The sequence below is a fragment of the Neorhizobium puerariae genome, assembly GCF_042429745.1.
In the GTDB taxonomy this organism is placed as follows: Bacteria; Pseudomonadota; Alphaproteobacteria; order Rhizobiales; family Rhizobiaceae; genus Neorhizobium; species Neorhizobium puerariae.
The window spans coordinates 1-26528 of record NZ_JBHMAA010000032.1 but is presented as its reverse complement, the minus strand read 5'-3'; the positions used below and the strand labels follow the sequence as shown (position 1 = coordinate 26528).

General features: G+C 60.2%; 27 protein-coding genes and 1 pseudogene. 22 read left to right on the top strand and 6 right to left on the bottom strand.

The window, feature by feature from the left end:
• Positions 1-127: 127 nt before the first annotated feature.
• From rpsB to lpxB, 13 genes are all read left to right on the top strand, one after another.
• The gene (rpsB, locus tag ACFFP0_RS24360; protein ID WP_377264812.1) at positions 128-895 is read left to right on the top strand and encodes a 30S ribosomal protein S2; all 768 of its coding nucleotides are present in this window, start codon (positions 128-130) and stop codon (positions 893-895) included.
• Positions 896-1053: 158 nt separating this feature from the next.
• Positions 1054-1980 carry a translation elongation factor Ts gene (tsf, locus tag ACFFP0_RS24355; RefSeq protein WP_377264811.1) on the top strand — a complete coding sequence of 309 codons (927 nt, stop codon included), beginning with the start codon at positions 1054-1056 and terminating at the stop codon, positions 1978-1980.
• Between the two features lie 119 nt (positions 1981-2099).
• Positions 2100-2822: a UMP kinase gene (gene pyrH, locus ACFFP0_RS24350; RefSeq protein ID WP_377264810.1), complete on the top strand. Its 723-nt coding sequence runs from the start codon at positions 2100-2102 to the stop codon at positions 2820-2822.
• A 45-nt stretch (positions 2823-2867) separates the two neighbouring features.
• Positions 2868-3428 (top strand): ribosome recycling factor, encoded by a 561-nt coding sequence (frr, locus tag ACFFP0_RS24345; protein ID WP_377264809.1) that lies wholly within the window; start codon positions 2868-2870, stop codon positions 3426-3428.
• Between the two features lie 52 nt (positions 3429-3480).
• A complete protein-coding gene (locus ACFFP0_RS24340) occupies positions 3481-4227 on the top strand; it encodes an isoprenyl transferase (RefSeq protein ID WP_377264808.1) in 747 nt (248 codons plus the stop codon).
• Positions 4227-5060 carry a phosphatidate cytidylyltransferase gene (locus tag ACFFP0_RS24335; protein ID WP_377264807.1) on the top strand — a complete coding sequence of 278 codons (834 nt, stop codon included), beginning with the start codon at positions 4227-4229 and terminating at the stop codon, positions 5058-5060. The genes ACFFP0_RS24340 and ACFFP0_RS24335 overlap by 1 nt, the downstream gene beginning before the upstream one ends.
• 39 nt (positions 5061-5099) lie before the next feature.
• Positions 5100-6221 (top strand): RIP metalloprotease RseP, encoded by a 1122-nt coding sequence (rseP, locus tag ACFFP0_RS24330; protein ID WP_377264806.1) that lies wholly within the window; start codon positions 5100-5102, stop codon positions 6219-6221.
• A 198-nt stretch (positions 6222-6419) separates the two neighbouring features.
• Positions 6420-8783: an outer membrane protein assembly factor BamA gene (bamA, locus tag ACFFP0_RS24325; protein ID WP_377264805.1), complete on the top strand. Its 2364-nt coding sequence runs from the start codon at positions 6420-6422 to the stop codon at positions 8781-8783.
• Between the two features lie 51 nt (positions 8784-8834).
• Positions 8835-9902 carry a UDP-3-O-(3-hydroxymyristoyl)glucosamine N-acyltransferase gene (gene lpxD / locus ACFFP0_RS24320; protein WP_377264804.1) on the top strand — a complete coding sequence of 356 codons (1068 nt, stop codon included), beginning with the start codon at positions 8835-8837 and terminating at the stop codon, positions 9900-9902.
• Entirely contained in the window at positions 9895-10359 is a 465-nt protein-coding gene (gene fabZ, locus ACFFP0_RS24315) for a 3-hydroxyacyl-ACP dehydratase FabZ (protein ID WP_377264803.1), read from the top strand. Before lpxD ends, fabZ begins: the two co-directional genes overlap by 8 nt.
• The gene (gene lpxA, locus ACFFP0_RS24310) at positions 10356-11171 is read left to right on the top strand and encodes an acyl-ACP--UDP-N-acetylglucosamine O-acyltransferase (RefSeq protein WP_377264802.1); all 816 of its coding nucleotides are present in this window, start codon (positions 10356-10358) and stop codon (positions 11169-11171) included. The genes fabZ and lpxA overlap by 4 nt, the downstream gene beginning before the upstream one ends.
• Positions 11172-11177: 6 nt before the next feature.
• Complete coding sequence (locus tag ACFFP0_RS24305) at positions 11178-12077, top strand: LpxI family protein (RefSeq protein ID WP_377264801.1); 900 nt, start codon at positions 11178-11180, stop codon at positions 12075-12077.
• Complete coding sequence (gene lpxB / locus ACFFP0_RS24300; protein WP_377264800.1) at positions 12074-13282, top strand: lipid-A-disaccharide synthase; 1209 nt, start codon at positions 12074-12076, stop codon at positions 13280-13282. The genes ACFFP0_RS24305 and lpxB overlap by 4 nt, the downstream gene beginning before the upstream one ends.
• On the opposite strand, the gene ACFFP0_RS24295 is transcribed toward lpxB, so the two are convergent.
• Positions 13269-13733, bottom strand: a complete 465-nt coding sequence (locus ACFFP0_RS24295; RefSeq protein ID WP_377264799.1) for a GNAT family N-acetyltransferase — start codon at positions 13731-13733, stop codon at positions 13269-13271. The genes lpxB and ACFFP0_RS24295 overlap by 14 nt on opposite strands.
• Before the next feature lie 139 nt (positions 13734-13872).
• Complete coding sequence (gene gltA, locus ACFFP0_RS24290; RefSeq protein WP_377264798.1) at positions 13873-15162, bottom strand: citrate synthase; 1290 nt, start codon at positions 15160-15162, stop codon at positions 13873-13875.
• 360 nt (positions 15163-15522) lie between these two features.
• On the opposite strand from gltA, the gene ACFFP0_RS24285 reads away from it, so the two are divergent.
• Positions 15523-17943, top strand: coding sequence for a ComEC/Rec2 family competence protein (locus tag ACFFP0_RS24285; RefSeq protein ID WP_377264797.1), 2421 nt, complete (start codon positions 15523-15525; stop codon positions 17941-17943).
• On the opposite strand, the gene lexA is transcribed toward ACFFP0_RS24285, so the two are convergent.
• Together lexA and ACFFP0_RS24275 are read right to left on the bottom strand one after the other, a co-directional pair.
• Positions 17924-18643 carry a transcriptional repressor LexA gene (lexA, locus tag ACFFP0_RS24280; protein ID WP_377264796.1) on the bottom strand — a complete coding sequence of 240 codons (720 nt, stop codon included), beginning with the start codon at positions 18641-18643 and terminating at the stop codon, positions 17924-17926. The genes ACFFP0_RS24285 and lexA overlap by 20 nt on opposite strands.
• A gap of 338 nt (positions 18644-18981) precedes the next feature.
• Positions 18982-19509: a helix-turn-helix domain-containing protein gene (locus tag ACFFP0_RS24275; RefSeq protein ID WP_377264795.1), complete on the bottom strand. Its 528-nt coding sequence runs from the start codon at positions 19507-19509 to the stop codon at positions 18982-18984.
• A gap of 66 nt (positions 19510-19575) precedes the next feature.
• On the opposite strand from ACFFP0_RS24275, the gene ACFFP0_RS24270 reads away from it, so the two are divergent.
• The 8 genes from ACFFP0_RS24270 to ACFFP0_RS24235 all read left to right on the top strand — a co-directional run bounded on the left by ACFFP0_RS24270 (position 19576) and on the right by ACFFP0_RS24235 (position 25299).
• A complete protein-coding gene (locus tag ACFFP0_RS24270) occupies positions 19576-19779 on the top strand; it encodes a BcepMu_gp16 family phage-derived protein (RefSeq protein ID WP_377264794.1) in 204 nt (67 codons plus the stop codon).
• A 235-nt stretch (positions 19780-20014) separates the two neighbouring features.
• Positions 20015-21796 carry a hypothetical protein gene (locus ACFFP0_RS24265; protein ID WP_377264793.1) on the top strand — a complete coding sequence of 594 codons (1782 nt, stop codon included), beginning with the start codon at positions 20015-20017 and terminating at the stop codon, positions 21794-21796.
• Positions 21793-22569 (top strand): AAA family ATPase, encoded by a 777-nt coding sequence (locus tag ACFFP0_RS24260; RefSeq protein ID WP_377264792.1) that lies wholly within the window; start codon positions 21793-21795, stop codon positions 22567-22569. Before ACFFP0_RS24265 ends, ACFFP0_RS24260 begins: the two co-directional genes overlap by 4 nt.
• A gap of 62 nt (positions 22570-22631) precedes the next feature.
• Positions 22632-22922 carry a hypothetical protein gene (locus ACFFP0_RS24255; RefSeq protein WP_377264791.1) on the top strand — a complete coding sequence of 97 codons (291 nt, stop codon included), beginning with the start codon at positions 22632-22634 and terminating at the stop codon, positions 22920-22922.
• Positions 22915-23340 carry a regulatory protein GemA gene (locus ACFFP0_RS24250; protein ID WP_377264790.1) on the top strand — a complete coding sequence of 142 codons (426 nt, stop codon included), beginning with the start codon at positions 22915-22917 and terminating at the stop codon, positions 23338-23340. Before ACFFP0_RS24255 ends, ACFFP0_RS24250 begins: the two co-directional genes overlap by 8 nt.
• A gap of 148 nt (positions 23341-23488) precedes the next feature.
• Positions 23489-23890, top strand: a complete 402-nt coding sequence (locus ACFFP0_RS24245) for a hypothetical protein (RefSeq protein WP_377264789.1) — start codon at positions 23489-23491, stop codon at positions 23888-23890.
• Between the two features lie 70 nt (positions 23891-23960).
• Complete coding sequence (locus ACFFP0_RS24240) at positions 23961-24833, top strand: hypothetical protein (protein WP_377264788.1); 873 nt, start codon at positions 23961-23963, stop codon at positions 24831-24833.
• Between the two features lie 13 nt (positions 24834-24846).
• A complete protein-coding gene (locus ACFFP0_RS24235; protein ID WP_377264787.1) occupies positions 24847-25299 on the top strand; it encodes a helix-turn-helix domain-containing protein in 453 nt (150 codons plus the stop codon).
• A 381-nt stretch (positions 25300-25680) separates the two neighbouring features.
• On the opposite strand, the gene ACFFP0_RS24230 is transcribed toward ACFFP0_RS24235, so the two are convergent.
• Together ACFFP0_RS24230 and ACFFP0_RS24225 are read right to left on the bottom strand one after the other, a co-directional pair.
• Complete coding sequence (locus ACFFP0_RS24230; RefSeq protein WP_377264786.1) at positions 25681-26361, bottom strand: HNH endonuclease; 681 nt, start codon at positions 26359-26361, stop codon at positions 25681-25683.
• A gap of 64 nt (positions 26362-26425) precedes the next feature.
• Positions 26426-26528 (bottom strand): annotated as a pseudogene (locus ACFFP0_RS24225) (IS5/IS1182 family transposase); the annotation flags it as partial.

Sequence of the window (26528 nt, the reverse complement as noted above, 5' to 3'; positions counted from 1 at the left end):
GGCAGCCGCATTCCACACGTAAGGCATGGGATCGTCCGGGAGAAATCCGGGCTTTTCCGCCGGTGGCAAATCCCGACGGGATTGCTGATCGCCTTGCGGAGGTTCAACCGGAAAAGGAGAAAAAGGCATGGCATTGCCTGATTTCAGCATGCGCCAGCTTCTGGAAGCTGGTGTTCACTTCGGCCACCAGACCCATCGCTGGAACCCGAAGATGAAGCCGTACATTTTCGGCGATCGTAACAACATCCACATCATCGACCTCGCGCAAACCGTTCCGATGCTGTCGCGCGCCCTGCAGATCGTGTCCGACACCGTTTCCCGCGGCGGCCGCGTTCTCTTCGTCGGCACCAAGCGTCAGGCTTCGGAGCAGATCGCCGATGCCGCCAAGCGCTCGGCCCAGTACTACGTCAACTCCCGCTGGCTCGGCGGCATGATGACGAACTGGAAGACGATCTCGAACTCGATCCAGCGCCTGCGCAAGCTCGATGAGATTCTCGGCTCCGAAGCTTCCGGCTACTCCAAGAAGGAGCGCCTGAACCTTGAGCGCGAACGCGAGAAGCTCGAAAAGGCTCTCGGCGGTATCCGCGACATGGGCGGCACCCCGGACCTGATGTTCATCATCGACACCAACAAGGAAAAGATCGCCATCGACGAAGCCAAGCGCCTGGGCATCCCGGTCGTCGCCATCATCGATTCGAACTGCGATCCGGACCTGATCGACTATCCGATCCCGGGTAACGACGACGCCTCGCGCGCCATCGCTCTTTACTGCGATCTGATCGCCCGCGCCGCCATCGACGGCATCGCCCGCCAGCAGGGCGCTTCGGGCCGCGACATCGGCGCTTCCGCCGAAGCTCCGATCGAGCCGGCTCTCGAAGGCGAAGCCGAAGTCTGATTCTTGCGGAGAGGCGGCGCTTGAGCCGCCTCTTCTTCTCCCGCCGTCTATGGCGCGGATCGAAACATCACGCTGTCATACTCCGGGTATATTCGTCCCGAAATCCATGCGCCCGCCGGTCAGGCTTGGGCGCTAAATGAATCGACAAGAGGTAAACTATGGCCGAAATCACAGCCGCAATGGTGAAGGAGCTGCGCGAAAAGACCGGCGCAGGCATGATGGATTGCAAGAAGGCGCTTGCCGAAACCAATGGCGACATGGAAGCGGCGATCGACTGGCTGCGCGCCAAGGGCATTGCCAAGGCCGACAAGAAGTCCGGACGCACCGCTGCCGAAGGCTTGATCGGCATTGCCAGCGCCGGCACCAGGGCCGTTGCTGTCGAGATCAACTCCGAAACCGACTTTGTCGCCCGTAACGATGCCTTCCAGGGCCTTGTCCGCGGCGTGGCCGAGGTTGCCCTGTCGACCAGCGGTTCGGTAGAGGCGATCGGCGCTGCGAACTATCCGGCAACCGGCAAGCCGGTCGCCGATACGATCAAGGACGCTGTTGCGACGATCGGCGAAAACATGAACCTCCGTCGCGCCGCCCTGCTTTCGGTCGAGGACGGCGTCGTCGCGACCTACATCCACAATGCGGTTACCGACGGCCTCGGCAAGCTCGGCGTTCTCGTCGCGCTGAAGTCGACCGGCAACAAGGATGCGTTGAACGCCATCGGCAAGCAGGTCGCCATGCATGTCGCCGCGACCGCGCCGCTCGCGATCCGCGCCGAGGAGGTTGATCCGGCCGTTGCTGAGCGTGAGCGCAACGTCTTCATCGAACAGTCCCGCGCTTCCGGCAAGCCGGACAACATCATCGAGAAGATGGTGGAAGGCCGCATGCGCAAGTTCTTCGAGGAAGTCGCTCTTCTCTCGCAGGCTTTCGTCATCAATCCCGACCTGACCGTCGGCGCCGCCGTCAAGGCTGCCGAGAAGGAAGTCGGCGCTCCGATCGAGGTGACCGGCATGGTCCGCCTGCTGCTCGGCGAAGGCGTCGAGAAGGAAGAAACGGATTTCGCGGCGGAAGTTGCGGCTGCCGTCAAGGGCTGATCGATATCCGTTAGCTAAACCAGTCAAAACCGAAGGGCACCGGGTGACAAGCCGGTGCCCTTCGTGTATCCGCAAGCCGTTTGACCCTCCGCAGGCCGTTTCGATTCCAAGGAGCCCCCATGTCGCCTCAGCCCCTCTATAAGCGTGTCTTGCTCAAGGCCTCAGGAGAAGCCCTGATGGGCAGCCAGGGTTTTGGAATTGACGTCAATGTCGCAGACCGGATCGCTTCGGATATTGCCGAAGCGCGCGCCATGGGCGTGGAAGTCGGCGTGGTCGTCGGCGGCGGCAACATCTTCCGCGGCGTGGCGGTTGCGTCGAAGGGCGGCGACCGGGTGACGGGCGACCATATGGGCATGCTCGGCACCGTCATCAACGCGCTTGCGCTCGCCACCTCGCTTCGCAAGCTGAATGTCGATACCGTGGTGCTTTCGGCGATCTCGATGCCGGAAATCTGCGAGAGCTTCACGCAGCTCCGCACGCTGCATCATCTCGGGCAGGGCAGGGTGGTGATCTTTGCCGGCGGCACGGGCAATCCCTTCTTCACGACGGATTCGGCTGCGGCACTGCGCGCCGCCGAAATCGGCGCCGAGGCGATTTTCAAGGGCACCCAGGTGGACGGCATCTACTCGGCCGATCCTAAGAAGGACCCCACGGCGACCCGTTTCGAGACGCTGACGCATGGCGAGGTGCTGGAAAAGGGGCTGGCGGTGATGGATGTGGCGGCGGTCGCCCTTGCCCGCGAGAACGCGATCCCGATCATCGTTTTCTCGATCCATGAAAAGGGCGGCTTCGCGCAAATCTTGACCGGCGGCGGCCGCAAGACCATCGTAGACGACAACTGACGGACGCCTTTCGGCCGCCCAGATAACAATAAGGGAGTTATACGGATGAGTGGAGCAATCGATCTCAACGACATCAAGCGCCGCATGGACGGTTCGGTCGCGGCTTTCAAGAGCGATATCGCGTCGCTGCGCACCGGCCGGGCCTCGGCCAACATCCTCGATCCGGTGACGGTCGAGGCTTATGGTTCGCGTATGCCGCTGAACCAGGTCGCCAACATCACCGTGCCGGAACCGCGCATGCTGTCCGTTTCCATTTGGGACAAGTCCATGGTGGGCGCCGTGGATCGCGCCATCCGCGAATCGCATCTGGGGCTGAACCCGATCGTCGACGGTCAGAATCTGCGCATTCCGCTGCCCGAGCTCAACGAAGAGCGCCGCAAGTCGCTGGTCAAGGTTGCCCACGACTATGCCGAGAAGGCGAAGGTGGCGGTTCGGCATGTGCGCCGCGACGGCATGGACGGCCTGAAAAAAGCCGAAAAGGACGGCGTAATCGGCCAGGACGACAGCCGCGCGCAATCGGACAGGGTGCAGAAGATGACGGATGATACGATTTCCGAAGTCGACCGCTTGCTTGCGGACAAAGAAAAGGAAATCATGCAGGTCTAAAAGGGCGTTTGTCTTCTGCCTGATCTTGGCCGCCAAAGGAACCGCGAAGAATATGGCGAATCCAGAACTTGCGATCATCCCTCAACACGTTGCGATCATCATGGATGGCAACGGCCGCTGGGCCAACAAGCGCGGGCTTCCCCGTACGGTGGGACACAGCAAGGGGGTCGAGGCGGTCCGGGAGACGGTGCGCGCCGCAGGTGCGGTGGGTGTCAAATACCTGACGCTTTTTGCTTTTTCCTCCGAGAACTGGGGGCGTCCGGAAGCCGAGGTGAACGATCTCCTTGGCCTTCTGCGCCGCTTCATCCGCCGCGACCTCGCGGAGCTCCATCGCGAAAACATCCGTATCCGGGTGATCGGCGAGCGCGAGAACCTTCGTGGCGATATCCTGCCGCTGCTCGTGGAGGCAGAGGAGACGACGCGGTTCAATACGGCTCTCACGCTCGTCATCGCCTTCAACTACGGTGCGCGCGACGAGATCGCCCGCGCGGTCGCAAAGCTTGCTCGCGATGTCGAGGCGGGTCGGCTGAAAGCGTCGGACATCGATGCCGATCGAATCAGCCAGAGCCTGGATACGGCCGGCATTCCCGATCCGGATCTGATCATCCGCACCAGCGGCGAGGAGCGGCTGTCGAATTTCCTTCTCTGGCAGGCCGCCTATTCCGAACTCGTCTTCCTGCCGGATTACTGGCCCGATTTCGATCGTAACCTCTTTTATGATGCCCTGAGGGTTTTCGCCTCGCGTGACCGGCGTTTCGGCGGTTTGTCGAACAAGGCGGCCGCGGCGGTGGTCGGGTGATGAACACGGAACTGCAGCGTCGTATCGTTTCCGGCCTGGTTCTGGCGGTTGTCGTGCTTGCCGCGACCTGGTACGGCGGCTTTTCGTTCCGCATCGCCGCTGCGGTGGCGACCGTCCTGATCTATTATGAATGGTCGACGATCACCCGGCTTGGCGAGCGGGACTTCCGGGCAAACGCATTCGGCTGGGTCTCGATCCTGCTGATGGCTTACAATATCGCCTTTGGCGAGAAGGAATTCGCCGTGCCGCTTCTCGGCGGCGCCGCCATCACGGCCATCCTCCTGGTTTTGTGGCGCAAGGGAAGCTGGTGGCTGCCGGGCGGTATCGTCTATGCCGGGTTGAGCGGCACGTCGCTTGCCGCGATCCGCGGGGAGGATCAGGCGGGTTTCGTCGCGACGCTTTTCATTTTCGCGGTCGTCTGGGCAACCGATATCTTCGCCTATTTTGTCGGCCGGGCATTGCAGGGACCCAAACTGGCGCCGAGGATTTCGCCCGGAAAGACCTGGTCGGGCGCGATCGGCGGCACCGTTTCCGGCGTGGTTGCAAGCTCCGCCCTGACGCTTGCCGTCTTTTCCCGGCTATCCTTCTGGACTGTGGCGATCGCATTCCTGCTGTCCGTCACCAGCCAGGTCGGCGACCTTTTCGAATCCTTCATCAAGCGCCGGTTCGGCGTGAAGGATTCGAGCCATCTCATCCCGGGGCACGGCGGTGTCATGGATCGGGTCGATGGCCTCGTTTTCGCCTGTTTCGCGGCGTTCTTGTTGACCCTTGTCTACTCGGCCTCGACGGGCCATCTTGATATGTCGGTCGCGGGCTTCCTTTTCGGATTTTGAAGCCTTGCCGCCATTGTACTGTCTGAAACGGAAACTTTGATGGCCATCCTCAGCTTGATCACCGGCTACATCATCCCCTTCATCCTCGTCCTGTCGCTGCTCGTTTTCGTGCACGAGATGGGCCACTATCTTGTCGGCCGCTGGTGCGGCATCCGGGTCACCGCCTTTTCGATCGGCTTTGGCCCGGAACTCGCCGGCTTTACCGATAGCCACGGCACCCGCTGGAAGATTTCGGCGATTCCGCTCGGCGGGTATGTGAAGTTCTTCGGCGACGAGGATGCCGCGAGCCTGCCGGATGCGAGCGGGCTCCAGGGTATGAGCGAGGAGGAAAAGGCGCAGACGCTGGCGGGCGCGAAGCTGTGGAAAAGGGCCGCGACCGTGGCCGCCGGACCGATCGCCAACTTCCTGCTGGCGATCACGATCTTCGCCGTCCTGTTCAGCGTCTACGGCAAGGTCGTCGCCGATCCCGTCGTGGCCGAAGTACAGCCGAACAGCGCGGCCCAGGTGGCCGGTGTCCAGCCCGGCGACCGGCTGGTGGCGCTTGACGGCTCGCGCATCCGCACCTTCGACGACGTCCGCCGCTATGTCAGCGTCAGGCCCGAGACCTCGATCGTCGTGACCGTAGAGCGCAACGGTCAGGATATCGATCTGCCGATGGTTCCCAAGCGGACGGAAATTACTGATCAGTTCGGCAACAAGGTCGAGCTTGGCCTGATCGGCATCGTCACCAACGAAGAGCGCGGCAATTTCCGGGTCGAGACTTTCTCGCCGCTGCAGGCCGTGGCCGAAGGCGTCACCGAGACGGGCCATATCGTCACCGGGACCTTCCGTTACATCGGCAACCTCGTGACCGGCCGGATGAAGGCCGATCAACTGGGTGGGCCCGTGCGGGTGGCGCAGGCGTCGGGTCAGATGGCGACGCTCGGCTTCGCCGCCGTCGTTCAGCTTGCGGCTGTCCTCTCGGTTTCGATCGGGCTTCTCAATCTCATGCCGGTTCCGGTCCTGGACGGGGGGCATCTCGTCTTTTATGCGATCGAAGCGGTGCGCGGCAGACCATTGGGAGCCGGTGCGCAGGAGATTGCTTTCCGCATAGGGCTTGCGATGGTGCTAAGCTTGATGGTATTCGCGACCTTCAACGACATCAGCAATCTGATCGGCTGATGTCATTCAAATCATGAAAGAAACTGTTTATTTACCATATTCTCAACTGTTGCGTGGCCAATGGGTCACGCCTGTGAAGGAAGTAAACAGAAATTAACGCGATCGCTTGCTTGTAGGGCAAAAGAAGGTAAAACGACACACGTGGCCGGAGTCGGGCTCCACCCGGTGAGGGACAACGGGAAAAGGTAAGAATTGAAAATGAAGGCTGGTTCAAAGTTTTTGAACGCAGTGTCGGCGGTTGCGCTGTCTGCTAGTGTTGTTGCATCGGGCGCAGGTGTACTGGTACTTGCTTCCGCACCTTCTGCCGAAGCGGCGGTGATCCGGAACGTTCAGGTTCGGGGCGCGCAGCGGGCAGGCGAGGAGGCCGTTCGTTCCAATCTGACCATCCGTCCGGGGGTCTCCTTCTCCAACAACGACATCGATGAATCCGTGCGCCGGCTTTATGCGACCGGATATTTCTCCGACGTCCGCATCAGCGTCTCCGGCAACACGCTGGTCGTAGCGGTCAGCGAGAACCAGCTCATCAACCAGGTCGTCTTCAACGGCAACCGCAAGATCACGGACGAGAAGTTGCAGGCGGTCGTTCAGACCCAGCCGCTCGGCCCTTACAGCCAGACCATGATTAACGCGGATATAGAGCGCCTCCGTGAGGCCTATCGCGGGATTGGCCGTGGTGACGTGGAGATTACCACGCAGACCGCGCCGGTCGGGCAGGGACGCGTCAACCTGGCCTTCGTCATCAATGAGGGCGATCGCACCAAGATCGCCGACATCAATTTTGTGGGCAATCAGGCTTATGGCGACGGCCGCCTGAAGTCCGTGATCATCACCAAGGAATCGGGTCCGCTTTCCTTCCTGACCCGCAAGGACGTCTATAGCGAGGACAAGCTGCGCGCCGACGAGGATGCGCTGCGGCAGTTCTACTACAATCACGGCTATCCGGACTTCCGGGTGATTTCTTCGAATGCCGTGCTCGACGAATCGAAGAACCAGTACAACATCACGTTCACCGTGGAAGAAGGCCAGCGCTACCAGTATGGCGGCGTCGGGGTTGAATCCACGGTCGAGGGCGTGAGCGGCGAAGATCTCCAGGGTCTGGTGCAGACCCGCCAGGGCAACACCTACGACGCCCGCGAGATCCAGAAGACGATGGAAGCGATCTCCAAGCGCGTTGCCGCTGCCGGTTATCCCTTCGCTCGCGTCACGCCGCGCGGCGACCGCAACATGGAAAACCATACGATCGGGGTCAATTATCTCGTCGACCAGGGCGAGCGCGCCTATGTCGAGCGTATCGAGATCCGCGGCAATACGCGTACCCGTGACTACGTCATCCGTCGTGAATTCGATTTCAGCGAAGGCGATGCCTTCAACCAGGAAATGATTTCGCGCGCCAAGCGTCGCCTTGAGGCGCTGGGCTACTTCACGACCGTCAATGTTTCCACCGCCCAGGGCAGCTCGCCGGATCGCGTGGTCGTCGTGGTCGACGTGGAAGACCAGTCGACGGGCTCGTTCGGTATCGGCGCCGGTTATTCAGCGGGTGGCGATGGCTTCATCCTGGAAGCTTCGATCGAGGAAAAGAACTTCCTCGGCCGCGGTCAGTTCATCCGCGTCGCCGTTGGTGGCGGTCTCGACGATGCCCGCACCTACAACATTTCGTTCACCGAGCCCTATTTCCTCGGTTACAGGCTGGCGGCCGGTTTCGACCTCTTCAAGAGCCAGACTTCATCGAACGACTATTACAAATATGAGGAGCAGGGCGTTACCCTGCGCGTGACGGCGCCGATCACCGAGGATCTGGCGACGACATTCCGCTACACCTACAAGCAGATCAAGTACAAGAACGACGGGGCTTACGGCTCGGATGAGCTGCCGTTTACCGGTGACGACAACATGTCCGATCCGTATATCAGCATGATCAATCACGGCGAGTTTGTTCAGTCGTCGATTTCTCAGACGCTCACCTACAACACGCTCGACAGCCAGACGCTGCCGCGTGAAGGTATTTATGCAACGATCACGCATGAATATGCGGGCCTTGGCGGCGACTCCGATTTCTACAAGATTTCCGGTCGCGCTCGTTACTTCCATACGCTTTCGACCGAAGCGGACTTGATTGGTTCGGTCGCTGTCGGTGCCGGTCATGTCGTCTCCACGGGTGACGATCTGCACGTCTTCGATCAGTTCAACATCGGCGGGCGCCAGATTCGCGGCTTCAAGAACGATGGCATCGGTCCGCGCACGGTTGAGCACGGCGATCCGCTGGGCGGTACGACCTACTTCACGGCTTCGGCTGAAATGTCCATGCCGATGCCGGCCTTCCCGGAGGATTTCGGTCTCCGCGCCGCTGTCTTTGCGGATGCCGGTACGCTTTACGGCAATGACGTCAAGCTGGGTACCAGCACTGCGGAAGGCACGGACATGTCCTGGCGTGCATCCGTTGGCGTCGGTGTCATGTGGGCGTCGCCCTTCGGCAACATCCGCTTCGATTACGCCAAGCCGGTCGTCAAGGAAGACTTCGACGAAACCCAGGAATTCCGGTTCAGCATGGCGAACCAGTTCTGATCGTTTCCGCCTGCTGCGGCGGGCGGAAATCTGTTCTGGAGTTCTGGCTTTATGGACCCCAATGAGTTCTTTCCGCCCCATGATGGCGTGAGCCTGCGTGAGCTGGCCGCCCGTCTTGGGGCAGAACTGCTTGATGAAAGCGCCGGCGGCCGGATGGTCTGTTCGGTGGCCCCTGTCGCGCGGGCAGGCGAAGGGCAGATCTGTTACATCCTGTCCCGCAAGAGCCGGCACGAACTCGAAACGTGCCGGGCGTCTGCCATCATTTGCGAACCTGCGCTGAGTTCGATCATACCCGATCACATTCCGGTTCTGTTGACGAAGACGCCGCACACGGCCTTCGCGCTGGCCGGCGCGATCCTGCATCCGGTTGCGATGCGGCCGTCGCCGGTCACGTCATCGCCGGCAGGCATATCGCCTGCAGCTTTCGTGGACCCGACCGCCAGGCTCGAAGCGGACGTCGACGTGGAGCCCATGGCCGTGATCGGTGCGCGGGCGGAGGTCGGCAGCGGTACGCGTATCGGGGCCGGTGCCGTCATCGGTGCGGATGTCAAGATCGGTCGGAACTGTAGCATTGCGGCCGGTGCGAGCATCGTGGCCGGCCTCATTGGCAATGGCGTGATCATTCACAATGGTGTCCGCGTCGGCCAGGACGGGTTCGGTTTTGCGCCGGGGCCCAGGGGCATGCTCAAGATCGTGCAGGTCGGCCGCGTTATCATCCAGGACAATGTGGAGATCGGCGCCAACACGACGGTGGATCGCGGCGCCATGGATGACACGGTAATCGGCGAGGGCACCAAGATCGACAACCAGGTGCAGATCGCGCATAACGTGCGGATCGGTCGCCATTGCGGCATAGCCAGCGGTGTCGGGATCGCGGGGTCCACGCATATAGGTAACGGCGTGCTGATCGGCGGGGCCAGCGGTATCAATGGCCATATAACCATCGGAGATGGTGCACAGATCGCCGCCATGAGCGGTGTCATCGCGAATGTTCCTCCCGGGGCAATCTATGGAGGCATTCCCGCCCGGCCGATGAAGGATTTCCTCCGCGAGATGGCGGAAAAGATGGCGCAGGTAGATGAGCGGGCGAAGCGTAAAGGAGAGAAGAAAAATGACTGATGAGACCAAGCCGGTGCTCGGCGCGGCCGATATTCAGGAAATCATGAAGCTGCTGCCGCATCGCTATCCTTTCCTTCTGGTGGACAAGATCGTCGAGATCGACGGTGACAACTCCGCCATCGGCATCAAGAATGTGACGGCCAGCGAGCCGCATTTCACCGGCCATTTTCCGGACCGGCCGATCATGCCCGGCGTATTGCTGATCGAAGGCATGGCCCAGACTGCGGGTGCCATCTGTGCGCGCAAGGAAGGCGAGGGCGGTTATCTCGTCTATTTCATGACCATCGACAACGCGCGTTTCCGCAAGCCGGTCGTTCCGGGGGATCGGGTCGAGTATCATGTCGTGAAGCAGAAGCAGCGCGGCAATATCTGGAAATTCCATTGCGATGCGAAGGTCGATGGCGCGCTTGTTGCGGAAGCCGATATCGGCGCGATGATGCGTAAGGGCGGAGAATGAGCAAGATTGCAACCAGCGCGCGCATCCATCCGCTTGCGGTGGTCGAGGACGGAGCCGTGATCGGCGAAAACGTCCGGATTGGCCCGTTTTCGCATATAGGTCCGCGCGTCGTGCTGAAGGACGGCGTCGAGGTGATCTCGCATGCAGTGATCGCCGGAAACACGCAGATCGGCGAGAATTGCCGCATTTTCCCGATGGCCGTGATCGGCGGTGTTTCGCAGAGTCTTCATGAGGCCGGCGAAAATTCCTCGCTGACCGTCGGCGACAACTGCACGATGCGCGAAGGCGTGACGATAAATTGCGGCACGGTGGGCGGCGGCGGCAGGACCGTGGTCGGCAACAATTGCTTGCTTCTGGCCAATTCCCATGTCGCGCATGATTGCCAGCTCGGCAATGACATCATCATGTCGAACAACGTCATGCTTGCCGGTCATGTCCATGTGGCCGATCGCGCCATCCTTGGCGGCGGCTGTGCGGTGCATCAATTCACGCGTATCGGCCGGCAGGCGTTCATCGGCGGGCTTTCCGCCGTCAACTACGACGTCATTCCGTATGGCATGCTGAATGGCAATCCGGGCGTGCTCGGCGGATTGAACGTGGTCGGCATGACCCGCGCCGGCATCGAACGTTCGACGATTCACACGATCCGCCGGGCCTTCAAGCAGATTTTTGAGGGCGAAGGCAATATCCGCACCAATGCGGCGGCAATCCGCGGTGATTATGCCGACTGCAAGGAGGTGATCGAGATTCTCGATTTCATCGCGGCCGAGAGCGACAGAGCGCTTTCTTCTCCCTTCCGCGGCAAGGGCTGACCCGCCATGCCGGGCTTTCCCAGCCCTGCGCCGAAGGGCCGGCTGGCGATCATCGCCGGAAACGGTTTTCTGCCTGTTCATCTTGCGGCGGCGGCGCGGGCGGCCGGCGAGGACCCGTTCATCATCCGGCTTCGCAACGAGTCCGACCAGGATTTCGGAGATTTTGAAACCGCTGCGGCGAGCATTGCCGATATTGTGGGTTTTTCGCGGATTTTCCGGGAGAAAGGGGTCGACCGCGTTGTTCTTTCCGGTGGCGTCACGCGCAGGCCGGATTGGCGCGACATCCGCCCCAATTGGAAGGCCCTGCGCAAGCTGCCATTGCTGGTTCGCACGCTGATGTCCGGCGGCGACGATGCGCTGCTGCAGGTGGCGATCGGTATCGTCGAGGCCCAGGGATGCCGGGTGATCGGCGCGCACGAGGTTGCGCCCGGCCTGCTGGCGCGAACAGGGCCGCTCGGCAGCCACGCGCCGACCGGGGAAGATTGGCGCGATGTCGCAAAGGCCGCGGAAGCCGCCCGGCGCCTGGGGGAACTCGATATCGGCCAGGGCGCGGTGAGCGTCGGCGGCCGGGTCGTGGCGCTGGAAGGCGTCGAGGGCACTGACAGGATGCTGGAGCGCGTGGCGGCGTTGCGCGCCGAGGGCCGCATCTCCTCGCGCCGCAGGGGCTCGCTGGTCAAATTGTGCAAACCGCAGCAGGACATGCGTGCGGACCTGCCGGCTATCGGTCCGTCGACCGTCGAGAACGCGGTGAAAGCCGGTCTGGCGGGCGTTGCTGTGGAGGCGGGGCGCGCCCTGATCCTGGAGGAGGCGAAGTTGATCGCGGCCGCCGACGCGGCGGGTATTTTCGTCTGCGGCATCGATCCCGGTCTCCCGGACTGGGGGCTGCCGAACGGAGGATTGTCATGAACAGGACCTTGAAGGTGGCGGTGATCGCCGGTGAAGTCTCCGGTGATCTCCTGGGCGGCGACCTGATCGCGGCATTGAAGGCAGCTCATGACGGTCCGGTGGAACTTGTCGGCGTCGGTGGAGATGCCCTGGCGGACGAGGGGTTGGTTTCGCTTTTCGACTTCTCGGAGCTTTCGATCATGGGGCTCACGCAGGTGCTGGCCCGCCTGCCCAACCTGATCAAGCGTATCAACCAGACGGCTTCGGCGATCGTCGCGGCGAAACCTGACGTTCTCGTCATCATCGACAGCCCGGATTTCACCCACCGTGTCGCAAGGAAGGTGAGGGCGGCTCTGCCCGATCTGCCGATCGTGGACTATGTCTGCCCGAGCGTCTGGGCCTGGAAGGAATATCGCGCCACCGCGATGCTCGCCTATGTCGATCATGTGCTTGCGGTGCTGCCCTTCGAGCCGGAGGCGATGAAACGCCTTGGCGGGCCGGAGACCACATTCGTCGGCCATCGGCTGACGGACGATCCGTCGCTGCTGAAGGTCCGGGCCGCGCGTATCGAACGTCCGGTGAAGACAAAGGACGACGAGAAGACCATCCTGCTCCTGCCCGGTTCGCGTTCGGCCGAGATCAGGGCGCTGTTGCCGGTTTTCGGCGAGGCCGCGCGTGAGTTCGTCGATCGCAACGGACCGGCCCGCTTCCTCCTGCCGACCGTTCCGCGTCAGGAAAAGCTGGTGCGGGAAATGGCGGCGGCACTTCCGATCAGGCCGGAAATTACCACGGATACCGAGAGCAAGTGGGCGGCCTTCGCGCAGGCCGATGCGGCGATCGCCGCTTCCGGCACCGTCATTCTCGAACTCGGCCTTTCGAACGTGCCGGTCGTCTCCGCCTACAAGGCCGACTGGCTGATCACGCTGATGTCGAAGCGGATCAAGATATGGTCGGGCGCATTGCCCAATCTGATCGCCGATTATGCTGTCGTGCCGGAATATATCAACGAAGTGGTTCGGGCGGGCAGTCTCTGCCGCTGGGCCGAAAGGCTCTCGTTCGATACCGCCCAGCGTCGGGCCATGATGGAGGGGTTCGACCTCACCTGGCAACGCCTGCAGGTGCCCGTGCCGCCCGGCGAAGCGGCCGCAGGCATCGTCCTCCGGCTTCTGGAGGAGAGGACGGCACTATCCCGGCCAGCGCAGCCAAGGTTGCCTATGCGATCCTGAACCGATAGACGGTCTCGCGATCCACTTCGATCCGCTCCATGTCCTTTGCCCCGGCGGCATCCAAGGCGCGGGGCCAGAATTTCTGAGCGGTCGCGTTCAATGTCATCACATTCACTTCCCAGATGCCGGAACGTGTCCGAAGAAGTGCTCTTGCGGCACCGCGTCCAATTCCCCGCATGCGCGCATCCGGGACGACGTAGAATTCCGCTATCGAAAAATCGGTGCCTCTTCCGGACGGAGACCATGTGTTGACGAATGCGAAGCCCGTAGGTCGGGAATTCTCCCGGATCAGATAGGGCCAGCGGCCTTCCGGTTCCTTCCAATAGGCGTCGAAATAGCGGTAATTCAGATCGACGTTTCCATACCGGCTTAATTCTTCGAGGTGCCTGGAAAGAAGATCCCTCAGATATGGTCTGTCTCCGGCCGAGGCCGGTTCAATGCCGACATTCACCGTGGAACCTCCGCCCTCCCGATACTTGTTTCGGTAACGAAAACCGCCCGCGGCGACGTGCCGCGAGCGGTTTCGAATCCCAGAACCAGTCCGGGGTCAGTTCCCCGGCTGCAGGCATGCCTTGGCGGCGTGCCCTGGATCAGCGCTTGGAGATCGGCAGGTAGTCGCGCTTCGGCTCGCCGGTATAGAGCTGGCGCGGACGGCCGATGCGCTGCTGCGGATCTTCGATCATCTCTGCCCACTGCGCGATCCAGCCGACGGTACGGGCAAGCGCGAAGAGCACGGTGAACATGGTGGTGGGGAAGCCCATCGCCTTGAGCGTGATGCCCGAGTAGAAGTCGATGTTCGGGTAGAGCTTCTTTTCGATGAAGTATTCGTCGGTCAGCGCGATGCGCTCCAGCTCCATGGCGACCTGCAGCAGCGGATCGTCCTTGTGGCCAAGCTCGCCGAGAACTTCATGCGTGGTCTTCTGCATGATCTTGGCGCGCGGATCGTAATTCTTGTAGACGCGGTGACCGAAGCCCATCAGGCGGAACGGATCGTTCTTGTCCTTGGCGCGGGCGATATATTCCGGAATGCGGTCGACCGTGCCGATCTCCGTCAGCATGTTGAGCGCGGCCTCGTTGGCGCCGCCATGGGCAGGGCCCCACAGGCAGGCGATACCGGCGGCGATGCAGGCGAACGGATTGGCGCCCGAGGAGCCGGCGAGGCGGACCGTCGAGGTGGAGGCATTCTGTTCGTGGTCTGCATGCAGGATGAAGATGCGGTCCATGGCGCGGGCCAGAACCGGGTTCACCACATATTCCTCGCAGGGAACGGCGAAACACATGCGCAGGAAGTTCGATGCGTAGTCGAGGTCGTTCTTCGGGTAAACGAAGGGCTGGCCGATGTGGTACTTGTAGGCCATGGCCGCGAGCGTCGGCATCTTGGCGATCATGCGCAGGCTGGCGACCATGCGCTGGTGCGGATCGGTGATGTCGGTCGAGTCGTGGTAGAAGGCGGAGAGTGCGCCGACACAGCCGCACATGACGGCCATCGGGTGGGCGTCGCGGCGGAAGCCGGTGAAGAAGCGGCTCATCTGCTCATGCACCATCGTGTGATGCGTGACGCGATAGTCGAAGTCCTTCTTCTGGGCGGCGGTCGGCAGTTCGCCGTAAAGAAGCAGGTAGCAGGTTTCCAAGAAGTCGCCATGTTCGGCGAGCTGTTCGATCGGATAGCCGCGGTGCAGAAGGATGCCTTCGTCGCCGTCGATATAGGTGATCTTGGATTCGCAAGACGCCGTCGAGGTGAAACCCGGGTCGTAGGTGAAGGCACCGGTGTGCTTGTAGAGAGAGCCGATGTCGATTACGTCCGGGCCGATGGAGCCCGACTTGATCGCCAGATCGACTTGTCTGTCGCCGATTACCAGATTTGCGCTTTTATCCGTCATGCTGATCCTCCAACCTTTTGGCGGCGTGGCGCCTTGAAAGCGCCACAAGAATTAAGCGTCCCATGCCTTGCTATATGATCCGAAAGCTGATGCCAAGCTGTCGTTGGTAGCATTTTGTGCAGCGCGAAAGCATATTGGGCAGCCGCTTTTGCTTGGATGTCCAACTTTCTGTTGCAACCCGTTTCAGCCTTCTGGGATTGCTAAGATTTCCCGAGCGGTTGACGGTGGAGCAAGAAACGCGCAGGTTGCATTGCCGCATATTCCTGTGGCTGGCGGGCTGGGCGTTCCATGTCGGAAGACACTGTGTTTCCGAAGTTGACCGAGGCCGGGAGATCGGCATCCCGGTTGGCGGATTCCGCCTTGAGCGGAGGCGCATCCGACTCGGCCGGACCGAGACATCTCTACGAGCTTTCTCCCGCCCTCGAACGGCGGACACTCACCCACACGCAGGGCGGCCCCTTGCGCCGGACGATGCGGCGGGCAGGCCGGCTGTGGTGCCATGTGCCGTCCATGCTGGAAGAGGAGGGTGCATACGGACACGGCTTTCTTCTTGCTTCCGTCCTCGTCGGGACCGGGGCCGTGTATTGGTTCGTCCTGTCGGAAGATCCGGCGTTCTGGCCGTTCTGCCTGGCCTTTGCCGCCTTTTTCGCGTTTGCCTTCGCGACGCGTCACCATGTCGGCCGGGCGCGCGTCCTGCCGCTCGGAGCGGTGCTTTTTCTCGGCGGCATGATGCTGGCGGAGCTCGAAACGTGGCGGCGTGGCACGGTCATCCTCGATACGCCTGTGACGACGGAACTGGCAGGCGTCGTCGAACGGCGGGAGATCGATGGGGAAGGGCGCTGGCGTTATGTTCTCCGCGTCGAGCGGACTGCCGATCCCAAGGTGCGGCGCGTTCCGCAGCGCGTATCGTTGCTGGCAAGGGCGCGGCACAAGCCCGCCGAAACCGGCGATAGGCTTGTCGGCCGGGTGCGCATTTCCCCGCCGTCGGGACCGGCCCTGCCGGGGCTCCACGATTTCGCCTTCTCTTCCTATTTCGATGGCGTCGGCGCCGTCGGCTTCTTTTATGGAGCGCCGAAGAACGAGGGGATTTCGCAATCGACGGATGGCTGGAGTGCGGAACTCAAGAGCCGGCTTTTCGATCTGCGCAGTACCATCGCCGACCATATTCGCGAGACTGTGCCCGGCGACGCCGGCGCCTTCGCCGCAGCGATCGTCACGGATGAGCGTCGGGCGATCTCCGAGGAGACGACCGAGGCGCTCAGGCTGTCCGGCCTTGCCCATATCATCGCGATCTCGGGGCTCAACATGGCGCTTGCCGCGGGCATCTTCTTCGTTGGTGCGCGCAGCCTGCTCTCCCTGTTTACGGGTTTTGCCCAGGCATGGCCGGTCAAGAAGCTCGCCGCTTTCGGCGCGCTTGCCATGGTGACTGCCTATTACCTGATTTCCGGCTTCGGGGTCTCGGCCGAGCGCGCCTATATCATGATGGCCGTCATGCTGGTTGCGGTGCTTTTCGACAGGCCGTCGATCAGCCTGCGCAATGTGGCGCTCTCGGCTCTCATCATCATTGCCCTCTCGCCGTCGGAGGTTCTGGGTCCAAGCTTTCAGATGTCGTTTTCCGCCACTGCGGCCCTGGTCGCCGGTTATGCCTTCTGGACGAACCGATCGAGGAAACACGATCCGGAACCCTCGCCGTTCCGGTTTCCCGCACTGATGCCGGCACTGGCTTTCTGGAAATTCACGTCGGGTATCCTCGTGACGTCCCTGATCGGCAGCGTCTCGACCGCGATCTTTTCCGTCGAGCATTTCCATCGCATCGCGACCTATGGCCTAGCTGCGAACCTGGCCGCCATGCCGGTCATCTCCTTCGTGGTCATGCCCGCCGGCCTTGCCGGCATGCTTCTGATGCCCTTCGGGCTCGATGCGCCGTTCCTGAAACTGATGGGCCTTGGGCTCGACGCCGTGATCGCGATAGCAAAGCATGTCGCGGCCTGGGGTGGCGACGTGCCTGTCGGCAGGCAGCATCCCTGGTTCATGGGCGTGGCCACCATCGGGTTTCTCCTCCTGACGCTTCTGAGAACCAGGCTTCGGCTCCTCGGCATTCCGCTCCTTGCGTCGGCGCTGGCGCTGTCATGGCAGGAGCGATCGAAACCGCTTCCGGACATTCTGATATCCGAGGATGGAACGATGGTTGCCCTGCTGGCCGGCGACCGGGTCGCCACCAATCGCGCGCGCCCTCCCGATTTCATCTACGACCAATGGCGGCGGGCGCTTCTGCTGGGCGATCCGTCGAAACCGGAGATGTCTCCGTCCGGTGAAAAGTCTTCCGGCGCGAAATCCGGGGAGCGTCGCGAACTCAAGCCGGCCGAAATGGACGCCGCCCGATCCGGCATCCGGCAAGCGCCGGAAGGCCGGTTCATCTGTTCGGCGCGATCATGGTGCGCGGCAAGGACCGCGGAGGGCGCCATTATCGCCGCCGTGGAGGACAGCCGTTATGCCGGCCCGGCCTGCGATGTCGCCGATATCGTCATCGCTCCACGCGCCCGTTTCGACAATTGCCGCTCCGGCGCGCTGATGTTCAACGGCGAAACCCTTCGAAAGACCGGCGCTCTGGAGATCGCGCTTCGCGGGGCGACGGATATGGAATTCTGGCAGATCCACGCAGCCCTTGCCAACCGGGATCGCCCCTGGATGCAGCATCGCCATTACGACTGGCGAAGTGGCACCTCAGACACCACGCTGCCAGAACCGCTTCAGCAGATGATCAATGATAGCGACGGATGAGGCCGACCAGTTTGCCCTGGATCTTCACCCGGTCGGGCGGAAATATGCGGGTTTCGTAGGCCGGATTGGCCGCTTCGAGGGCGATAGACGCGCCACGGCGGCGGAAACGCTTGAGCGTTGCTTCCTCGTCGTCCACCAGGGCCACGATGATGTCGCCGGGATTGGCGGTGCCGGTGTTCCGGATGACCACCGTATCGCCGTCGAGGATGCCCGCTTCGATCATCGAATCGCCCTTGACTTCCAGCGCGTAGTGTTCGCCGGAGCCGAGCATTTCGGCAGGCACCGCGATGTCATGCGTATTGTTCTGGATCGCCGAGATCGGCACGCCGGCGGCGATGCGGCCCATGACCGGAACGGTAGTCGCATTGGAGGTGTCGTTGTTTGCCACCGGCCTGGGAGCGGCGGCGACCGGCTGCGGTTTTCCGAGGCTGCCTTCGATCACGCTCGGGGAGAAGCCGCGGCGCGGCTGCAGGCTTGGCTGGTAGGCTTCCGGCAGCTTGATGACTTCGAGGGCCCTCGCGCGGTTCGGCAGGCGGCGGATGAAGCCGCGCTCTTCGAGCGCCGTGATCAGCCGGTGGATGCCGGATTTCGATGCAAGATCGAGTGCATCCTTCATTTCATCGAACGAAGGGGGGACGCCGGACTCCTTCATGCGTTCGTGAATGAACAGAAGCAGTTCCTGCTGTTTGCGCGTGAGCATGTTTGGCACCCCGAGAGTCGGAAACAAATCCAGAACGGACACTATATGTTCCATATGTGTTCCGCAAGTCCCTAAATTTCCGTGAAGTATTGCGCGGGAATTTGCTTTTTTAGATTGGCGGAATTCGCTCTATTAGATTAACCGCGCTCAAAGCATTGATTTGCCTGAATATATCATGTCGCCACCCGAAATGGGTAATTTCAAAATCTCGCGAATCTAACGTAGCTCGTACCGCATTAGAAAACATTACGTTTTTTGAGGACATCACTCTCTCAGGGTGCCCGAAAAACTCGCCAGTGGCGACGAGGTGGCGACATGGTTGTGGGCGCGTTTATTGCTTATTTTTGCGTGTCCTCGTCGCGCTCTTTCACCTCGAGCATATCAATTAGGTGATGGGTGAATTCTTCCTGCGTCATGCGACCGCCTGCGGTCATGTCGTTCATTAAAAATTGGAAGTGATTATAGCGATCTGCGATCCATTTTGCGCGGAAACTGGCTTGCTTCCACTTGTCAGTGCCTGGGCCAAACGCCTCTTGGAAAATCCGCGCATTCCAGACGTCATACATCGTCGCAGCTAGAAGCCTGACGTTAATTTCCCCGCCGTACACCCCGGGCAGCATCTGAGTGCGCTCTTTGCCCGTTAGAAGCCATTCGATGTTCTCCCGCGTTTTGAATGCGACTTGCACTACCTCAGCGTAGGGAATGCGCTTTCGCGTTCGCCACGCCGAAACTGTAGACTTATTCACACCAAGGGCGGTTGAGAGGTCGGTGTCGCTGTCCACACCCATCGCTTTTCGCAGGCGATCAATGACAGCATCGGGGTCAATTTCGACACCGTCCAAAATTAACGTATCATTAGTTGACATAAACCAATCTCAAGTTTACTAAATTGTACTTCCAATCGAAGGAAGTGGAAACGAAAGGATATCGGCATGACACCTAATGAGCAAGTGCGCCTCCAGTTCGAAGCTGAAGGCATTTCCATGAAAGAGTGGGCTGAGGCGCGGGGTTACGCGCCTCGTCTCGTCTACGCTGTCGTTCAAGGCAAGCTGGCGTGCAAGCGAGGCGTAAGCCACAAAATCGCAGTTGAACTCGGCATCAAAAAAGCTCCTGAAACCCGCCTGCTGAGTGCCTGATACCATGTCGGAATGGCTTTCACCTCATGATGTAGCAGAGGCCTCGGGCCTCTCGCTACGGCACGTTCAGCGGATGATCGGATCGCAATCGTGGTCTGGTTCGCCGCTGGACGTGCGGACAGTACCAACGACCCAAGGTGGAGGCATATCCGGTCAGAGTTTCGTCGTTAACCTCGATACGCTCCCCCCTGAGATACAATCCTCTTGGCGGGAAACAGGTAGGCAGGCTCTCGATTTGACGACGCTCCGCCTCGATGATGGTGGCGCTGCCGAACATCGGTGGAAGCTCGATGTCATCCGACCAATTCTTGCGGCTCCGGTCGGCTCACCGGAGCGCAAAGCCGAATATCTCAAACTGGCTGGCATCAGGAAGACTGGCTGGCTTGGAAAACCTGTAAAGCTGGCTCTTTCTACGCTCTACCTCTGGGTTCGCACCTACGAGGCTAACGGAGGTTTAAACCTCTGCCTCGCCAAGCGTGTCCGAGCAGACAAGGGCAAGAAAGCCGCCCGCATCAGCCGCCAGTGGCAGCGCGCCGTCCCGTTTGACGCCGCCGTGTGCGAGCAGATCGAGAGCGATCTTCGTCAATATCTTCGTGGTCTTATTCTTGATGGTGCCCAGCGCAAGATTGCGCTCGTTCTATGCGGTGAAGAGCTTCGGGCCATGTCGGCGGCTCACGGCTTCGAGGTCTCGGACGCCTATGCGAAAGCGATCTTTACGCTGCCAATCACCTTCTGGCGGGCGGAAAAGCACTTCCAGAAGGTCTATCGGCACAAGGTTGACCGCAAGGGCAGCGAGGATGCCAAGCCACGTATCCGGCGCACGACGAAGGGCATGGTGCCCATGGAAGTCGTGGTCATGGATGTGCACCATATCAACGTGCTGGTACGCCGTGAGAATGGGACCAATGCGACGGCGAAACTGCTCGCCTTCCACGATCTTGCGACTTACCGCGTTTATTGCGAGATCGTCCTATTCGAAGAGAAGGGTGGCGTTAGGAACGCCGATATCATCCAGGCCTTCGTCAACATGTGCCGCGATCCGGCCTATGGCGTTCCTCAGTACCTTTATGTCGACAACGGCTCCGAGTACGGTTTCGCGGACGATCTCAACGACGCGTTAAAACTTGGCACGAAAGTCATAGGTTTTAACGATCTGGATGAGCGTAGGCGCGTCATCCGGGCGAAGCCTTATAACGCTGCCGCCAAGCATGTCGAAGGCTGGTTTGGTCAAATGAACCGCCAGTATTTCCGGCTTATCAAGGGCTGGATCGATGATGACCGCATGAACCCGAAGCGGCCCGAGCTTGGCAAGCTTCCCGATCCGTTTGACCGCGGGTTTGACGCCTTCGTCCAGCAAGTTCGCGACCTGCTTCACGCCTACGAGGTGATGCCGCAGAGGGGCGCACTGGACGGGCAGTCGCCCGCCGAAACATTCCGTGGTCACGTCGAGGCAGGCTGGAAAGCCACGCTTCTCGATCCGACCGAACTCCTCAGCGTGTTCACCAGGGCGGATACGCGTGTTGTCCGCAATCACGGTATCGATGTCGACGGCAGGGCTTACACCTGCGACGGCTTGCTCCGCTTTATGGGCAACAAGGTCACGGTGCATATCCCGAAATACTTCGGATATCAGGAGCTTCTGATTACCGATGACAAGGGCAATGAGATCGGTATCGCCGTTGCCGACGAGCCGTTCCATGTACTCGATCAGCGCGGCGCGAAGGAAAGCGCCCGCCGTACCTCCGTTAGAAACAAGGAACTGACGCGCCTCAAGAAGTCGGTCCCGACAATCGACGTGCTGCACGAGCTCGCCGCGCATGCGGCCAAACAGATGCCAGTGGTTCCTAACGAGCCGGACGGCGTGATTTCCCTAAATCGCGGCGGATCGTCCAAGCGGGCTATCCTGCCAGTCCCAGCCAAAAAGAACAGCCGTGCCGCAGCCGAAGAGGAAGCTCGTTTGATTGACGAGGCCCGCGCTGCCGCCTTGGGCTGGAATACCGAAAGGAAGGCGCAATGACCTTTATCCTTCAACCCTACATCAATCCGATCTTCATCGAGATCGGCGCGGTCAAGCGGACGCGCGGTGCCATCCAGTACGCGTTAGAAAGCGAGTATCCGGCCTATATCATCAGCGATCCGGGATATGGAAAGAGCACTGCGCTTCACTATTTGTCTCAGGCCGAGAACGGCGCTTTCCTCCAAATCTCCGACCAGACCAAATCCGTATCGGGCCTGTATCGTGGACTTCTGAAGGCGCTGGATTGCTACAGTTGGGGGCCGTACGAGCGGGACCAATACGAACGGCTCGTCAGCACCCTGAAAAGCCGGAGTTTCGACGGTTCCCGCCCCCTCATTATCATTGACGAGTTTCAGGCGCTGGAAGATCGGGCCAAGCGAGAGCTTCTGAAAATTCAGGAAGATTGCAGACTTGCCCTTGTGCTCGGCGGCAATGCGGAACGGATCACAAGCTCCAATTCGGGCAAGAAAGACGCTCTGGCGCTGAAGCAGATCGAAAGCCGGATCGGCATGCGGGTTTTTCTTCCTGCGCTGACGCGGCCTGAATGCGTCGATATCGGCGCGGCTTACGGCCTCGAAGGCATGGATGCCTATGAGGCCGTGGAAAACCTCGGCACTCAGACCAATGTCCGGACGCTTTGCATGGTCTTCCAGCAGGCCCGAAAGATGGCCGGTCCGACTGCAGCCCTTCGCCTCAATCACATTCGCACGGCGCTTCTGGCGCTGAACGGAAAGACGACCGCCCTCAAGCTGCTTGAGCATGCGGAAGACTGAGCCTGTCCTGCGCATTTGTATCGCGTTGCGCTTCATCTGCATTATCAAAATGGAGCCACACCATGACCAAAACCGCTTTTAAAACAGCACCAGCCGATAATTGCGAGCCATCGGCGGTTGAGCTTTCCCTCCGGCTTGACAAGGGCCTGTCGCTCCTCAAATGGGATATCGACGCTTTGGCTTGGGGATGCGAGGAGCTTTGGCATCATGCATTCAGCCGCGATAAGGACAACGAACAGCTTTCGCGCGTCCCGGTCATCATTCTCAACCTGATTGCTGAAAAGCTCGGGCCACTGGCGACCGATGCCGAGCGGTTGGAAAGCCTTATTTCAAAGGGTCATCGCCATGGCTGACCTTACTGGTAGGCATTTTTCCATTCTTCGAGTCGCCAAGGCGCAACTCGGACTTTCGGATGACGATTACCGCGCAGTCCTGCATCGGATTTCCGGGCAGGAGAGTGCCACAGGCCTCAATGCAAAGTCGTCTAAAAAGGTCATGGCGCATTTCGAGGCCATGGGTTTTCTATCCACTGCGAAGAAGAAAGAATTTTCCCGCCGTCCCGGCAAGGCTTCTGATGCGCAGCTCCGCAAGATCAGGCAGCTATGGGCCGAATTCACCGATGGGACAGGTGACGATACGAGCTTGCGCCACTGGATGGAAAAACATCGTCATGGTCACGGTATCCAGTGGCTCCAGGCGGACGGTGCTCACAAGGTGATTGGTGCTCTGACAAACATGGTCAGGCGCAAGAAAACGACCGCGCAAGGCTGATCTGCCCTGCCATTGCAGATTGGATGCCATGCTTGCCGTTTCTAACGGCACCCTAACGCGCATCGCCGGATTTTCCGGCACAATTCCCATGACATCCCCAAGATCGCGCCTGCGTGGCTCTGTGGCGATCTAGTCGAAAGGAAATGACGTGCAACAAACGAACTGGGACGAATACCTGAAAACCCAAGCCACACCGCGAATGGTGTTTGATCGCCTTAAATGGGCGCTCAACCTCCCATCTGACTATGCGCTTTCAAAGGCGCTGGGCTTTTCATCGCGCACTTCCGTGGCTGCTCTCGTCTTGGGCGACACCGTTCCCTATGAGGCGATTATTACCCTTTGCGTCAAACGGGACATCAGCATAGGCCTCATTCTCGTTGGGAACATCATTGAGACGGAACGCTTTTCGCAAAGTGATGTAAGGACGCTGGTTCAACAATCCTATGCTCTTGGCCGCGAACATAGCCAGCAGATTACACCGGATAGCTGGCCGCTCAACAAACGCATTTTGGAACTTTTGCGGGAAGAGCCGAAAACGCAAGACGAGTAGCGGCGGTCGGCTTGTCTGTTCCACATGCCGACCGCCAGTCCGGTCCCCACCTACACTGCATGGCGGCGAAGTGGGTGAGGGCGGAAATCGGATTGTCGCACTGCTGCCCGGACAACCCGATGCACTTACGCCGTTCAGATTGGGCGCGATCCGGTGGCAGAATGCCGGAACTCACGTCCGGTCGCATTCCTTGCCCAGTGCCGGACATTGTCCGGCCATCGACATTGGTCGGGAAATAACCTTGAGATCACGAACTACCATCAGCCAGACTGACGCGACTGCCGCCAGCGACGATTTCGTAAGCACAGTTATTTCTCTTCTCGGCATCGCCGCCTGGCAGCAACTGAGAAGCGCTCTCGGTGGGCAGACGATCAAGGTTCCGCAAAACCTCTACACCCTTCATGATCGTCACCGGCTCGTGGAAGCCATCGGCTTCGAACGCGCCCGGATGTTCTGCAAACACTTCTCGGGCGAGAAAATCTATATCCCGCGCAACGGTCGCCCCAATCGTGACCATGAGTATGTCGCAATGGCATCGGCGGGAATGACCAATCGCCAGATCGCGGAAGCCATGGGCGTCACGGATCGTCAGGTCCGCCGTATCCTGTCGATCTGCGGGACCGCGAACGCCGCTCGCGAGATCGGCTGTCGGGCTGGCGGGCCGAAGATCGATCCTGCGGAACTTCCCAAGGTTGAGCGCTACATCAAGCTGCTGATCGATGGTGAAATCCGCATCGGCGTGGCAGCCTCTCGGCTTGGGGTCCTGCCCGACACTTTGCGAGGCTGGAAAACCTACTACGTCAAGCACGGCACGCTGAGGACGGTAGAAGCGGGCATAACATTCCACGAGGCGGACGCGGTGCTCCGAAAGCCGGGCACCGTTAGAAGTCGCGAACCCAAACTGGATGGCAAATCGATTGACCGTCTCTGTGGCCTGATCTGAAAGAGGTACTGCGTTGAAGCATCCGTCCCTTAACCCTGACGAAATCATTGCTCGCATGAAGAAGGCTTACGGCTTCTCCAGCGAAAGGCAGATGGCTCAACACCTCAATGTGGCTGAGTCGATCTTCTACCGCTGGCGCAACCGCGACACGATCCATATGGAACTGATCCTGACGGCGGCGCTAGAGACCAAGGTGACCGTTGATTATCTCCTGTATGGCACCACGGCGAACACAATCTCGGTTTGCCTGAGTGAAGCCGAGCTATCTATATTCCGACTGCTCGCCAAACAGCAGGGGCTCCAAGATGGCGATATGATCAAGTGCGCTTTGCGCCTCTATCAGGAAGTCTGCGACCATCTCAGCAACGGCAACAGCCTTCATTTCAGTGGTGAAACCGAGCGCGTTGCTCTGTTCGTCGGTCCCATGTTGCGCGTCCTGCCGCGTCCGAAAGGCTTCAAGCTGTAATCGCCTTTCGATGCCGCTCGCCCTCCGGTCGCGTTAGAAACCGCTGCCCGCTGCCGTTTCTAACGAATGTCGATCCGACCCGTCAAAACAGCACGAAACGGGTGAGGCGGCTCTGATCAAGTGTGCGCTTCGAATTTACCAGGAGGTTTGCGACCACATCAGTGACGGCGGGACGCTCGATTTCTCGGATGGCCGCAGCGTGGCGCTGTTCGTCGGTCCCATGCTTCGCGTCAAACCGCGCCATAAAACTCTACCGCGTTAGGCCTTGAAGCTCTGAATGAGGCCGGGGTGATCCGGCTCTCGTTCCGGGGAGCTACCTGGACCCATCACCAGTCATCGCGTGCCCAGATGAAGTCCTTCTAACACTTTGTCATTGGACGATCACTTCAATTCTTCAAAGAGTGCCCGCTTAGGGCCGCATCCACCGTCGTCAGACAGGGCAACCGCAATCGGCTCATCCAAAATGAAGCACGAATGTTGTCCCTTATCCTCACCCGTAAACCGACAGCCATTGCATGGATGTTCGTTCCACGTCGGATCGGTTGCGGAGGAGTCGCTTTGTGCGTCAATGGCCGATCCATCATCACCGTCATGCAGGCGCGTATGACACGCTTCACACACGGCGACCAGCTCGAACAGAAATTCTCGTTTGGCATGCGCATAAGTCAGGTGATGCACCTGATCCGCCGGGGCAATGCCGCAGCCTTCACAAATTCCACTGCAACGCTTGAATACCAGACGCCGTTTTTCCTTCCACGCATCACTTTCAAGGTAGGCGTTGTAGTCTCTGAACCACGAGTTATCGCGCTCGAACTGAAGGCGAGCATGCTTCTGCAAAATTCGCTCATACTCCGCGTTCCTTGCAGCCTCGTAAGTCTTCTCACCCTCCGCATCTGCGAGGGGAAGTTGATCGTCCCCAGGTTCGCGCTTGCGCGGCCCTCCCAAAAGGTGGCCGCAGGTGCGACATTGCCGCCTGATTTGAACACCACCGTTCGAGGTGATGAAGCGCCGCCAGTCCGTTTCAGGATGATTATGACAGCGGCGCTCCCGCCAAGCCTCCATTTCTTCGGAAAACTCTGGCGTTGGGGATAACAGGACCGTCTTCTAGGCCGTAGCGACGAATTAACTATTTGAGCCAGATGGCGATAGCGGCGATTTTGACGAAGCCCATGAAGTTTGCGAGCAGCTTGTCGTATCGTGTGGCGACACGTCGGAATTGTTTGAGCTTG

Bases quoted from the DNA above. Each gene is read 5' to 3' on its own strand.
- rpsB (WP_377264812.1), top strand. From the start codon at position 128: ATGGCATTGCCTGATTTCAGCATGCGCCAGCTTCTGGAAGCTGGTGTT.
- tsf (WP_377264811.1), top strand. From the start codon at position 1,054: ATGGCCGAAATCACAGCCGCAATGGTGAAGGAGCTGCGCGAAAAGACC.
- pyrH (WP_377264810.1), top strand. From the start codon at position 2,100: ATGTCGCCTCAGCCCCTCTATAAGCGTGTCTTGCTCAAGGCCTCAGGA.
- frr (WP_377264809.1), top strand. From the start codon at position 2,868: ATGAGTGGAGCAATCGATCTCAACGACATCAAGCGCCGCATGGACGGT.
- ACFFP0_RS24340 (WP_377264808.1), top strand. From the start codon at position 3,481: ATGGCGAATCCAGAACTTGCGATCATCCCTCAACACGTTGCGATCATC.
- ACFFP0_RS24335 (WP_377264807.1), top strand. From the start codon at position 4,227: ATGAACACGGAACTGCAGCGTCGTATCGTTTCCGGCCTGGTTCTGGCG.
- rseP (WP_377264806.1), top strand. From the start codon at position 5,100: ATGGCCATCCTCAGCTTGATCACCGGCTACATCATCCCCTTCATCCTC.
- bamA (WP_377264805.1), top strand. From the start codon at position 6,420: ATGAAGGCTGGTTCAAAGTTTTTGAACGCAGTGTCGGCGGTTGCGCTG.
- lpxD (WP_377264804.1), top strand. From the start codon at position 8,835: ATGGACCCCAATGAGTTCTTTCCGCCCCATGATGGCGTGAGCCTGCGT.
- fabZ (WP_377264803.1), top strand. From the start codon at position 9,895: ATGACTGATGAGACCAAGCCGGTGCTCGGCGCGGCCGATATTCAGGAA.
- lpxA (WP_377264802.1), top strand. From the start codon at position 10,356: ATGAGCAAGATTGCAACCAGCGCGCGCATCCATCCGCTTGCGGTGGTC.
- ACFFP0_RS24305 (WP_377264801.1), top strand. From the start codon at position 11,178: ATGCCGGGCTTTCCCAGCCCTGCGCCGAAGGGCCGGCTGGCGATCATC.
- lpxB (WP_377264800.1), top strand. From the start codon at position 12,074: ATGAACAGGACCTTGAAGGTGGCGGTGATCGCCGGTGAAGTCTCCGGT.
- gltA (WP_377264798.1), bottom strand. From the start codon at position 15,162: ATGACGGATAAAAGCGCAAATCTGGTAATCGGCGACAGACAAGTCGAT.
- lexA (WP_377264796.1), bottom strand. From the start codon at position 18,643: ATGCTCACGCGCAAACAGCAGGAACTGCTTCTGTTCATTCACGAACGC.
- ACFFP0_RS24275 (WP_377264795.1), bottom strand. From the start codon at position 19,509: ATGTCAACTAATGATACGTTAATTTTGGACGGTGTCGAAATTGACCCC.
- ACFFP0_RS24270 (WP_377264794.1), top strand. From the start codon at position 19,576: ATGACACCTAATGAGCAAGTGCGCCTCCAGTTCGAAGCTGAAGGCATT.
- ACFFP0_RS24260 (WP_377264792.1), top strand. From the start codon at position 21,793: ATGACCTTTATCCTTCAACCCTACATCAATCCGATCTTCATCGAGATC.
- ACFFP0_RS24255 (WP_377264791.1), top strand. From the start codon at position 22,632: ATGACCAAAACCGCTTTTAAAACAGCACCAGCCGATAATTGCGAGCCA.
- ACFFP0_RS24250 (WP_377264790.1), top strand. From the start codon at position 22,915: ATGGCTGACCTTACTGGTAGGCATTTTTCCATTCTTCGAGTCGCCAAG.
- ACFFP0_RS24230 (WP_377264786.1), bottom strand. From the start codon at position 26,361: ATGGAGGCTTGGCGGGAGCGCCGCTGTCATAATCATCCTGAAACGGAC.